Here is a 12,000-nt window from a genome sequence, read left to right as displayed (position 1 = left end):
CATCAGTAAAATAAAACAGTTGTAACTTGAAATGGTAAAATGTTAATAATATTTTGCTATCAGGTTATCAAAAACAAACAACTTTACTTGTCACCCGCACGGCTCTGTTTTTAACATCGCTTATGGAAAAAAATGGTCTGTTTAGTCAGCGCATTCGGTTGCGCCACCTTCATACATTTGTCGCCGTTGCGCAACAGGGAACTCTGGGGCGAGCGGCTGAAACCCTTAACCTGAGCCAGCCAGCGCTTTCTAAAACGCTGAACGAACTGGAACAACTCACCGGAACCCGTCTGTTTGAACGCGGGCGACTGGGCGCGCAATTAACGGTTCCTGGCGAACAATTTTTGACTCATGCGGTAAAAGTATTAGATGCATTGAATACCGCCGGGCAGGCGCTGAATCGCAAAGAGGACGCCAGCGCCGATGTGGTGCGTGTTGGCGCGCTCCCCACCGCTGCGCTGGGTATACTCCCGGCGGCTATTGGGCGGTTCCATCAACAGCAAAAATCGACCTCGTTACAGGTCGCGACCATGAACAATACGATGTTGCTTGCAGGTCTGAAATCAGGCGAGATCGATCTGGGTATTGGCCGCATGTCAGACCCGGAATTAATGGGCGGTTTAAATTACGAACTGCTGTTTTTAGAATCGCTTAAATTAGTGGTACGCCCCGGTCATCCCCTGTTACAGGAGACGATCACGCTCAGTCGGGTTATGGAGTGGCCGGTAGTCGTCTCGCCAAAAGGCACGGTACCGCGCCAGAATGCGGAAGCCCTGTTGCAAAGCCAGGGGTGTAAAATGCCTGCCGGATGTATCGAAACGCTATCCGCATCGTTATCACGACAACTGACCGTAGATTACGATTACGTCTGGTTCGTCCCCTCTGGCGCGGTTAAAGAAGATCTTCGCCAGGCGACGCTAGTCTCATTACCCGTGCCAACCCAGAGTGCAGGCGAACCGATAGGTATTCTTACGCGAGTTGATATCCCGCTCTCAACCGGGGCGCAAATGCTGATTGCGGCGATCCGTAAATCGATGCCGCTGTGATAGCGGCTGTCGGACATTAAACGCGCCCGCGGCTAAAATAGCCCGCTGGCGCGACGCTTATTAAAGGAAGGATGATCGCATCGTCGCGCCAGTATCCTGTAAACGAAACGCATCAACGGCTTGCGTCAAGCGGGCGGCCTGTTCTTCAAGCGAAGCCGCCGCCGCGGACGCCTCTTCGACCAGCGACGCGTTTTGTTGCGTAACCTTGTCCATCTCAGAAATCGCCTGACTGACCTGAACAATACCGCGACTTTGCTCATCAGAGGCTGCCGCGATATCGAGCATAATATCGGTGACGCGTTTGACGGCATCCACAATCTCATTCATGGTGCTCCCCGCAGCGATAACCTCTTCAGATCCTTGTTCAATCAGGCTGACCGATGCGCCGATCAAGCCTTTAATCTCTTTTGCCGCCTGCGCGCTGCGACTGGCGAGGGTACGAACCTCACTGGCGACCACCGCAAAACCGCGTCCTTGTTCCCCGGCGCGTGCCGCCTCGACCGCCGCGTTTAGCGCCAGGATGTTGGTCTGGAAAGCGATACTGTTAATGACGGCGGTAATTTCCGAGATTTTTTTCGAGCTGGTGGAAATATTCCCCATCGTTTGTACGACCCCGGAAACCATCTGGCCTCCGCGACTGGCTTTACCGGAAGCATCTTCCGCTAGTTTGCTGGCGTGATGCGCATTATCCGCATTCTGTTTAACGGTTGCCGTCAACTGTTCCATACTGGCCGCAGTTTGTTCAATGGCGGCAGCCTGCTGTTCAGTACGAGAAGATAAATCCGTATTACCAGCAGTAATTTCGCTGGTGCCTCGATAAATTTCCTCCGCCCCCTGACGCACCGCCCCTACCGTTTGTTGCAACGCATGCTGCATCTGCTGAAGATGATGACTCAGGCGACCAATTTCACTGCGCCCTGTGGGCTCGTCAGCCATGGTCAGATCGCCCGCCGCAATGCGTTCGATACGTGACGCAGACTGCTGCAAGGGTCGTATCACCGTGCGACGCAGCGCCATGAAGGTCATTAACGTCAATACCAGCGCCAGCGTAAATGCGCCAATCATAAACATCATACCGAGCCGGGTACGTTGGTAAGCCTGCTCGCTAAGTAGTCTCGCCCGCTCGGTGCGCAGTTCAATCGCTTTCAACAGGACATGGTTATATGCGGCATCCAGTTGTTTTGCCTGCTCGTTTTCATGATTAATGATCGCTTCGAACATGCCATTTTTGGCAAATTTCAGCATCGGTTGCAGGCCGTTGATATAGGCGGTGTAGCGGGCGTTTAACTCGTTATCCAGCGCGTCATCGGCGGGTGTTTTCACCGCTCTGGACATATAAGCGTTAAAGCCGTCCTGAGACTGCTTGATCCGCGTTTCCGCAGCGGCAATATTGGCTTTCATTTCATCCATTTCAGCAATCCGGCTCGCCGCGCCAGCGTGGATCATATTGATACGTGCGGTACGTAAGTGGTTAGCGCTGTTGGATAATCCCATCCGTACCTGAATCTCGTCCGTGACATCACGCTGATCGCGATCGGCCTGTAACAGAAAATAGCCTGCCAGCCCGGCGCTCAAAGCAAAAAGAAGAAGGATGCCACCGAGAATGGAGGAAAACAGCGGAACCAGCCGAATATGATGCAGGAAGCCCAGTTTATGCGAGGCTTGCATCGAGAATGTGTTGCCCATGACCGTCGACTCTCTTGTAAGTTTTATGCGTAAAACACGCCCGTTAGATAGTCATCGGCACTTCGTGACGTTTGCTTATCGCGAAAAGCATCGCCTTCGTCACATTTTCACAACATTCATTCCAGAAAATTCAGAAAAGCGCCAGCGGAAAATCCGCTGGCGGATGAATCAGTTATCGCCAAAGTGGATAACAGTACGGATGGATTTACCCTGATGCATCAGTTCAAAGGCATCGTTAATCTGCTCCAGCGGCAGGCGGTGAGTAATAAAAGGATCTAAACGGATTTTACCGTTCATCGCATCTTCTACCATCCCTGGCAGCTGTGTGCGCCCTTTCACGCCGCCAAAAGCGGAGCCACGCCAGACGCGACCGGTCACTAGCTGGAAGGGACGGGTTTTGATTTCCTGCCCTGCTCCCGCTACGCCAATAATAATGCTTTCGCCCCAGCCTTTATGACAACATTCCAGCGCTGCTCGCATCACGTTAACGTTGCCGATACATTCAAAACTGAAATCTACGCCGCCATCAGTAAGCTCAACAATAACGTCCTGGATCGGTTTGTCGTAATCATTCGGATTAATAAAGTCCGTGGCCCCCATTTCGCCCGCCAGCGTAAATTTTTCCGGATTGGTGTCGACAGCTAAAATACGCCCGGCTTTAGCCTGAACCGCGCCCTGAATAACCGCCAGCCCAATACCGCCTAAACCAAAAACGGCAACGGTGTCGCCCGCTTTCACTTTAGCGGTGTTATGGACGGCGCCAATACCCGTCGTCACGCCACAGCCCAACAGACACACTTTATCCAGCGGCGCCTGCGGGTTCACTTTCGCCAGAGAAATTTCCGCGCAAACGGTATATTCGCTGAACGTGCTGGTTCCCATATAGTGATAAACGGGTTCGCCGTTATAAGAAAAGCGGGTAGTGCCATCCGGCATCAGCCCTTTTCCCTGAGTGGCGCGTACGGCCTGACAAAGGTTAGTTTTACCGGACTTACAGAACTTACACTCGCCGCATTCCGCCGTGTATAGTGGAATAACATGGTCGCCGGGTTTCAGGCTGGCGACCCCCTCGCCGACCTCAACTACCACGCCGCCGCCTTCGTGCCCCAGGACTGCCGGGAATACGCCTTCCGGATCATCGCCGGAAAGAGTAAATGCATCGGTATGACAAACGCCGGTATGGGTGATTTTGACCAGAACTTCGCCTTTTTTCGGCGGCGCAACGTCAATCTCGACAATTTTTAGCGGCTGACCGGGACCAAAAGCAACTGCTGCACGTGATTTCATATATCTCTTCCTGTTACGGTGAGGGAAATTGTTATTTTAGATAAGCGCGAAGAAGATGGCCGATTTCCGCCATCCGAACCGCGCGCTGATCTGGCGTAGTTTCCCCGCTGACCAGCTCATCTTTCAGATGGATTTCAACCATTTCACTCATCAGGCCATTAGACGCGCCGCGCACGGCGGCAATCTGTTGCAGAATCGCCAGACAAGGTTCGCCAGACTCAAGCGCCCGCTCCAGCGCTTCGACCTGCCCGCGTATGCGACGAACACGGGTAAGGATACGTTTTTTATCTTCAGGTGAATGCGGCATTCGACCTCCATATACTATAGGGGGGTATACTATCAGAATTTAATGTTTATGTAATTGTAAAATTACACACAATATAAAAATCAATCGCTTATAACTTACCGGCATAGGTCATCAAGAATCAGTTCACATTCAGCATATTCAGCTCACGGGAACTTTTTCTGGCCACAGACAATAAACGCCAAAGCTTCCTTTCTAAGCTGCAATGTTCTGCCCGACAGGGGCACAGAGGTAATGCCGTGTGAATCCAGTCCCATTACCCAGAAGTAAATATTTGCTCAATAGTTTTTACTTACTCACCAGGTGGTAATGAATAAAGGTTATGATATGCAGATGTCAGTCTTGTAAGAACGTAACATCACAACTGCGATACACCGCCGACGGGTAGCAAAAATATCTCAACCCTGTGTCTTTCCAGGCTTAGTCAATGTGGATAAAAAATCAAATGAGCGTTATTTGAAAGATTTTTAATACCCAAAAGCGTCATCATTATTGTTAATTTGAAATCAATCTCAGGTAATAATCCATGCCTATTTCGATTTGTAAACATGGTGCTCCTTTTGTTGTTCAACATGAAAATCGGTACGGTTCCGGTGCAAGTCAGTCATCATCACTTTTCAAATCAATCCGCCATATTAGCAACTCTCATGAGGCAATAAACTTTATAAGTTGCTATAGTGCAAATGGAAGCTGTTTTTCCAATGCACAGATGCTAGCCAATGCCTCAGGGAGCCCTGTTATAGGTTATTATGGGAAAATAAATAAGTTAACAGCCAATCTGGATAATAGCGGTCGTATATTCCGCCCACAGCATAAGCTTGCGGCCAATATTTGTTATGTAGGTAATCGGCTTCTGAGCGGTCCAATTCAACTTGGGTTTGGCCTGAAACATCTGCTAAACTGCCACTCAGATGGTAATGTCAGATAAAGTGTCATGCAATTATTCCACAGCCTACAGATATGGGCGCTCAGTTCTTTCTCTAATCTCTGCCATGGGAAGCTCTGGCGTCATTTCACGCTCTTGCCAAGCAGTATTTTATTAAAGTCTGACTTTTACCAGGGTAATTTCATAAGAGTGTCCATCCTCTGGTCTAAAAATAATAAATCTATTGTTATTTTTAGTAAAGGATTTCGACAAAATAAAACTATCATGATATCTGGCCAGGACGTAGTACCAGCCTCCATCATACAATATCATTTCGTATTCTTTCTTTAATTGTGGCTTATAGATTCCAACAAAAAAAGAAAATATAAAAAAATATATAATAAAACCAATCATAACTATAGTGAAACAATGTCTTCGCACCCAACTGAGTTGCGTAAAACAAATCACTGGCATCAATTTACTATAAAAACGCATCCCCACCGATAAGCATAAAGCCACCAGTAAAATGATAAAAAAAAGCTCCCACAAAAACGATTCTGTTAAGAGAGAAAACTCGATAACAATTGGAATAAAGAACAAAACCGCTGCCAAAAAAAGGCGTAAGAAGCTAAGGTCGTGGATACGTGCTTTTTGCTTTACTAGAAAAAATAATAGAATACCCACTCCCCATGCTATTATGAATATAGCCATCAGGCTAATCGCATGGAATAGACTTCGGGCAATGTTGTCAGGGCCGACGCCTACATACCACCACGGGAAACCATAGTACGCGGAGACGCCCCAGCCATAAAAATAGGCGCTCCCCCATCCCAGACCACCTAAATAGGCCAAAAGCATTGAAGAGTTTTTAATAATTGAATCATCACTCATTATAGTTAACTCACTTAAGAAATATTTAATATGAAAATAGAAATCAACACATTATATAAAACACCACCCCCTTGGAAATAATAATAGTTGAATGATAAGTTTACCTAATTTTCCTGAATATCAAGCCAGCTCATACTCACGCCAGCACACTAAAATCAGGAGTGGCTGCCTTTTAGATCTTTGCCTTAGCCAGGCGCATACTCAATAATGATAGCAGTCAGATAACATGTACCCAGTATTAACTTCACGTTGTTGATGATGTATTTACTTCGCTGAAAAACAATATACACTGCATATATTTTATTGACGGCGACAAACTGTTAAAGAAACGCCATTCTATATACACTATTTACCTGATTACTTTCCTTGCTAATATTTGCTAATTAATGTTTTGCTAAAGCGTGATTAATATAGTAAGGAGGATACTATGCCATTGAGTGTTGGACAGGGTTATTTCACATCATCTATCAGTTCTGAAAGATTTAATGTGATAAAAGAAAGCGCACGCCCTCCGGAATTAAGTTTATGGGAGAAAATCAAAGCATATTTCTTCACCACTTACCATGCAGAGGCGCTCGAATGTATCTTTAAACTTTACCACTATCAGGAACTGAATCTAACACCGGTACAGGTTCGCGGAGCCTACATCAAGCTTCGAGCCTTAGCGTCTCAGGGATGTAAAGAACAGTTTATTATAGAATCACAGGCACACGCCGATAAGTTGATTATTAAAGATGATAATGATGAAAATATTTTATCTATTGAGGTTGAATGTCATCCGGAACCTTTTGGTCTTGCCAAAGAAATCAATAAATTACATCCCAAGCCAAAAAATATTTCTTTAGGTGATATTACCAGACTGGTATTTTTTGGCGACAGTTTATCTGACTCCATGGGGCGTATGTTTGAAAAAACACATCATATCTTACCCTCCTATGGTCAATATTTTGGCGGAAGGTTTACTAATGGATTTACCTGGACTGAGTTTTTATCATCTCCACACTTCTTAGGTAAAGAGATGCTTAATTTTGCTGAAGGGGGAAGTACATCGGCAAGCTATTCCTGCTTTAATTGCCTCGGTGACTTTGTATCAAATACGGACAGACAAGTCGCATCTTACACCCCTTCTCACCAGGACCTGGCGATATTTTTATTGGGGGCTAATGACTATATGACACTACACAAAGATAATGTAATGATGGTCGTTGAGCAACAAATTGATGATATTGAAAAAATAATTTCCGGTGGAGTTAATAATGTTTTAGTCATGGGGATTCCCGATTTGTCTTTAACGCCCTATGGCAAACAATCTGATGAAAAAAGAAAACTTAAGGATGAAAGCATCGCTCACAATGCCCTGTTAAAAGCTAATGTTGAAGAATTAAAAGAAAAATACCCCCAGCACAAAATATGCTATTTCGAGACTGCCGATGTATTTAAGATAATAATGGAGGTGGCCAGTAATATTGGTTATGATACGGAAAACCCTTATACTCACCACGGCTATGTACATGTTCTAGGGGCTAAAGACCCTCAGCTGGATATATGTCCGCAATACGTCTTCAATGACTTTGTCCATCCAACCCAGGAAGTCCATCATTGTTTTGCCACAATGTTAGAAAGTTTTATAGCTCATCATTATTCCACTGAATAATGTTCCATCGGCTGCGGTACGCCTTGAGCAAAACACCGCTCAATATCATAGTGCCGGTGGCATGAAAATATGAGGCTGTCTTTGCTGCCGGTTGGTCAATAAGTGATCCATACTCTATGTTCAGTAGGACAAAAATGGATAGAGTCGATAGATCGCCACCGTAACTACAATACTCACTATCACACTGACGATAAAGTATGTTTTGAATGGCTGCTTTTGCGTTTTATGACGGAAGAGTTGTTGACCAACAATCGCACCAGGCCACCCACCGACAATCCCAAACACCAACAAAGTGGATTCCGGCACTCTGCGCCAGGTTTTACGTGCCGCCGTTTTGTCTACACCGTAGATCGCCAGCGTTAGCACATTGGCGAGCAGGAACCACATCGCGACGGGATGCGATGTAAAAATGCTTCCGGCCGCAGCGGAGATCAGGAGTAAATAACAAAAGCGGTTAAGATACATATTATTATGTCATAGCAATGATTAGGGGCATCGGAGCCCATTATACGCGATACATGCGCCTATGTGATGCAGAATTTTCTTTTCATTCAGCCAACGAGTCATCGAGTCATCGAGGATTCATTTTTAATTACCATGGTAATCATAAGGTAATTAACGTGTTGTGAACACGATTAAAATGGGTAAAGCCACCGAAAATGTTACCACCTTAACCATTGCCAGGATAACTTAATGGAGAACCCTCTTTATTGCTGTTTGTTATCCGGTTGGCAGTCTCAGTTTTGGATTTGTTTATCGTATTTATATTTATTACATAAGATGTACGATGTTAATTTGAGAATTTTATCTCGACAACCGCATATATTAAGATATTTCTGAATTAAGATTATTGTCGATTAAAACAAGTTAACGTTTTGATAAACATAACAACATCGTCAGAACTCCTGATTTGTTGTCATTTGTTCATAGGATAAATAATTTATATGCTTGCAAATATAGATAGCACGCAAATCAGCTTAGCTCAGAAAATGTATTTGACAAGCAAAGATAAGTCTTTATATTGGCCCTGGATAGAGTGGTAAGATGATACTTAGAGACATTAAATACACCGTCACTGAAGCATTTATCTGCTTATCATGTAAATATGTATGCGTAAATGGAGCATAAACTATGTCCAGTATACTAATGTCTATGGTATCTTTACATTTTCACCTTTCATGGGGTCGCTGCACTCATATCCAGTTGATATCTCATGGTATATTCAATTCATTCCCTTTGATGATTCCTGTCAAACCTCCTGATTAAATTAGTTAACAGCGATGGAATACATAACGTTAAGTACTTTACGCCTGCAAATGTCAGGTTCACGCCCTAATGCTTAATTTATAATACGCATTACCTTACCACAGGAAATAGATAGCATGTTATCCAAAAAAATTGGCTTATCGATGATAGTGTTGGGAATAATGTCGTCTTCAGCTTTTGCTGATAGCATCGTTGAAGGGAGAACACTCAATGTCGCAGTATCACCGGCCTCTCCCCCTATGTTATTTAAAAGTGCTGATGGCAAATTGCAGGGGATAGATCTGGAGCTGTTTTCGTCTTACTGTCAGTCACGGCATTGTAAGCTAAACATCACCGAATATGCCTGGGATGGAATGCTTGGCGCAGTGGCGAGTGGTCAGGCAGATGTCGCATTTTCGGGAATTTCAATCACAGATAAACGTAAGAAAGTTATTGATTTTTCTGAACCTTATTACATCAACTCTTTTTATCTGGTCAGTATGGCCAATCATAAAATAACGCTCAATAACCTCAATGAATTAAATCAATATTCTATTGGATACCCTCGAGGAATGGCTTACTCCGACCTTATCAAAAACGATCTGGAGCCCAAAGGATACTACTCGTTAAGTAAAGTAAAATTGTATCCAACCTATAATGAGACGATGACTGATCTAAAAAATGGTAATCTTGATCTGGCTTTTATAGAAGAGCCGGTTTATTTTACCTTCAAAAATAAGAAAAAGATGCCGATAGAAAGTCGTTATGTTTTCAAGAATGTTGATCAGCTTGGCATTGCCTTTAAGAAAGGCTCTCCCGTGCGCGATGATTTTAACTTATGGCTTAAAGAGCAAGGGCCACAAAAAATATCTGGCATCGTCGATAGCTGGATGAAATAGTAAGCTATGTCATCAGGTAATATGCTGGCTATCTTTTATTTCCTATTGGAAGGGATTGGTAATACGCTGCTTGTAACATTTACCTGTTTTCTCTCAGCGTTTTTGTTCGGGCTTACAGTCGCCGTATTACGGCGACTATCCCCCCTTCCACTACAGAAGATGCTCGACGTACTGGTCTTTATTCTTCGGGGAATTCCAATACTTATTGCTGTTTTTCTTGTTTATTTTGGATTGCCATCGATTGGCATATATGTTTCACCTCTGGTGGCCATGAACCTCAGCGTCGGCTTAATCAGCGGGAGCTATCTTGCCGAGGTGTTCAGAGGGGCGCTTAAATTAGTTGAGCCATTCGAAATAACGGTAGCGAAAGTGGCAGGAATGCGTCAATTACAGGTTATAATAAATATTGAACTACCACAGATGTTGCGATTTTCTGTGCCCGGTATTATCAATGAGTTTTCTTCTGTATTAAAAGCGACGCCCTTTGCTTATACTGTAGGTATCGCTGAAATAACGAAGCAGGCAATGTCACTGACAGCCATCACGCTGAACGGGTTACAGATCTATACTCTTGCCGGGGTATTATATTTCATTATTTATAAAGTTTTTACTCTTCTGGCCGGAGTGTTTGAGAAAAAATATCGCATCAGTTGAAGCATAAAAATAGAGGTGATACTCATGGCTTTACTGAAACTAAAAGAGATAAGTAAGGAATATTCAGGAAAAAAGGTTCTTGATACGGTTAGTCTGAAAATTCAATCGGGAGACATGAAAGTAGTCATGGGGCCATCGGGTTGTGGAAAAACGACGCTTTTACGCTGTCTGCTTCGATTAGAAGAGCCTGATTATGGTGATATTTATTTTCACGGGAGAAATATTTATGACAAGGAATTTACTATTCTTGAGTTCAGAAAAAAAGTTGGTTGTGTCTTCCAGAATTACGCTTTGTATCGCCATCTTAACGTCATGGATAATATTACCCTTGCCCTATGTAAAGTGTTTGGCATGCCGGGACAACTAGCCCGGGAGAAAGCCTTACATGAGCTACAAAAACTTGATATGGTCTCGCATAGCGCGAAATACCCTTCGCAATTATCGGGCGGCCAGCAACAGCGCGTCGCCCTGGCCCGTACAATGGTCACCGACCCAGAACTCATTATTTTTGATGAGCCGACGTCTGCGCTTGATCCGCTCATGACTCGTGAAGTCGGAATATTGATCAAGCAACTTCACGACAATGGCGTCACTATATTATGCGTCACTCATGATATTCGCCTCGCCAGATTACTAAGCGATAACGTAACGTTTCTTAATCATGGCAAGATTCGTGCAGAAGGCGCTTTTACCGATCTTGCCTTACGAGAAACGGATCCAGATATCCACTGTTTTTTTAGCGAGGCACAACGATGATCGCTGGCTGGTCTCTTTTCTTTAATGACCTGACTGAACAACTGCCACTTGTTGTGGACGGTATTAAAGAAACCTGTAAACTTGCACTGATTGTTTCCATCACCGGTTTTTTGTGGGGAATTATTATTTTCTTTCTGAGCCTGAGCCATCGCCCCGTGGTAAAAGCCATAACTCGGCTGTACATGGATTTTTTTATCGGTACGCCACTCATTCTTATTCTGTTTGTTATCTATTATGGTTTACCTCAATCTGGCATTCACCTGTCCTCTTTTACCGTGGCGGTTACAGGTTTTACCTTGAATGTCGGCGCATATAATGCCGCGTACATGACAACGGCCTATAACGCATTGAATAAGTATGAAACGGAGGCAGCAGTCGTTCAGGGGTTGAACAAACGGCAGGTCTTTTTGTGGATTATACTGCCTCAGGTATTGCTGTCTTCCATTCCAGCCTTAACGAATCAGGTGATTAATAACCTTAAAGACAGCACCATCGTTTTTCTTATCCAATATACTGAGTTTTTCGCGCGAATTCAGGAGGTTGCTGCAACTAGCTTTAAATTCTTCCATGCTTACCTTTTTGCCGCCATAGTGTATCTTATTGGCGTTACCTTTATCGTCGGTTTGACCCGGTTTTTAGAGCATAGACTGCTTCGCCATTACGGTCAGGATTACTGAGTTGCACTGCACTATTCTGATTAATTCATCGCTGAC

General features: G+C 44.5%; 12 protein-coding genes. 7 read left to right on the top strand and 5 right to left on the bottom strand.

All coding sequences use genetic code 11. The features are described 5' to 3' along the window. Positions 1 to 122: 122 nt before the first annotated feature. Entirely contained in the window at positions 123 to 1,046 is a 924-nt protein-coding gene (locus EOS98_RS11235) for a LysR substrate-binding domain-containing protein (protein WP_000414259.1), read from the top strand. 60 nt (positions 1,047 to 1,106) lie between these two features. Here the strand turns inward: EOS98_RS11235 and EOS98_RS11230 are convergent, their stop codons facing one another. The 3 genes from EOS98_RS11230 to EOS98_RS11215 form a co-directional block, all read right to left on the bottom strand. Beyond that, entirely contained in the window at positions 1,107 to 2,732 is a 1,626-nt protein-coding gene (locus EOS98_RS11230) for a methyl-accepting chemotaxis protein (protein WP_126524129.1), read from the bottom strand. A 168-nt stretch (positions 2,733 to 2,900) separates the two neighbouring features. Beyond that, positions 2,901 to 4,019 carry an S-(hydroxymethyl)glutathione dehydrogenase/class III alcohol dehydrogenase gene (locus EOS98_RS11220; RefSeq protein WP_000842135.1) on the bottom strand — a complete coding sequence of 373 codons (1,119 nt, stop codon included), beginning with the start codon at positions 4,017 to 4,019 and terminating at the stop codon, positions 2,901 to 2,903. Between the two features lie 31 nt (positions 4,020 to 4,050). Beyond that, positions 4,051 to 4,326, bottom strand: coding sequence for a metal/formaldehyde-sensitive transcriptional repressor (locus tag EOS98_RS11215; RefSeq protein WP_001120770.1), 276 nt, complete (start codon positions 4,324 to 4,326; stop codon positions 4,051 to 4,053). A 523-nt stretch (positions 4,327 to 4,849) separates the two neighbouring features. Here EOS98_RS11215 and EOS98_RS11210 point away from each other — a divergent pair. Next, a complete protein-coding gene (locus EOS98_RS11210) occupies positions 4,850 to 5,251 on the top strand; it encodes an effector protein (protein ID WP_077948978.1) in 402 nt (133 codons plus the stop codon). A 111-nt stretch (positions 5,252 to 5,362) separates the two neighbouring features. Here EOS98_RS11210 and EOS98_RS11205 read toward each other — a convergent pair whose 3' ends face one another. Then, the gene (locus EOS98_RS11205) at positions 5,363 to 6,079 is read right to left on the bottom strand and encodes a hypothetical protein (protein ID WP_001527697.1); all 717 of its coding nucleotides are present in this window, start codon (positions 6,077 to 6,079) and stop codon (positions 5,363 to 5,365) included. A 427-nt stretch (positions 6,080 to 6,506) separates the two neighbouring features. On the opposite strand from EOS98_RS11205, the gene sseJ reads away from it, so the two are divergent. Then, on the top strand, positions 6,507 to 7,733 hold the full coding sequence (gene sseJ / locus EOS98_RS11200) for an SPI-2 type III secretion system effector SseJ (RefSeq protein ID WP_031605304.1): 1,227 nt from the start codon (positions 6,507 to 6,509) through the stop codon (positions 7,731 to 7,733). Positions 7,734 to 7,853: 120 nt separating this feature from the next. Here the strand turns inward: sseJ and EOS98_RS11195 are convergent, their stop codons facing one another. Beyond that, positions 7,854 to 8,198, bottom strand: coding sequence for a DUF1294 domain-containing protein (locus EOS98_RS11195; RefSeq protein WP_039589725.1), 345 nt, complete (start codon positions 8,196 to 8,198; stop codon positions 7,854 to 7,856). Positions 8,199 to 9,115: 917 nt separating this feature from the next. Between EOS98_RS11195 and EOS98_RS11190 the strand changes: the two genes are divergently transcribed. From EOS98_RS11190 to EOS98_RS11175, 4 genes are read left to right on the top strand one after another with little or no spacing between them, the layout of a single operon-like run. Further along, positions 9,116 to 9,877, top strand: coding sequence for a transporter substrate-binding domain-containing protein (locus EOS98_RS11190; protein WP_000949383.1), 762 nt, complete (start codon positions 9,116 to 9,118; stop codon positions 9,875 to 9,877). A 6-nt stretch (positions 9,878 to 9,883) separates the two neighbouring features. Continuing rightward, positions 9,884 to 10,531: an amino acid ABC transporter permease gene (locus tag EOS98_RS11185; protein ID WP_126524130.1), complete on the top strand. Its 648-nt coding sequence runs from the start codon at positions 9,884 to 9,886 to the stop codon at positions 10,529 to 10,531. Between the two features lie 24 nt (positions 10,532 to 10,555). Then, positions 10,556 to 11,287, top strand: a complete 732-nt coding sequence (locus tag EOS98_RS11180) for an amino acid ABC transporter ATP-binding protein (RefSeq protein ID WP_126524131.1) — start codon at positions 10,556 to 10,558, stop codon at positions 11,285 to 11,287. Then, positions 11,284 to 11,964 carry an amino acid ABC transporter permease gene (locus tag EOS98_RS11175; protein WP_000560165.1) on the top strand — a complete coding sequence of 227 codons (681 nt, stop codon included), beginning with the start codon at positions 11,284 to 11,286 and terminating at the stop codon, positions 11,962 to 11,964. Before EOS98_RS11180 ends, EOS98_RS11175 begins: the two co-directional genes overlap by 4 nt. Positions 11,965 to 12,000: the final 36 nt, after the last annotated feature.

Origin of the sequence: Salmonella sp. SSDFZ69 (genome assembly GCF_004010755.1) — a bacterium.
GTDB lineage: Bacteria > Pseudomonadota > Gammaproteobacteria > Enterobacterales > Enterobacteriaceae > Salmonella > Salmonella enterica.
Note: the sequence above shows the minus strand (reverse complement) of the source record. Positions and strands in the feature narration are given on the sequence as shown.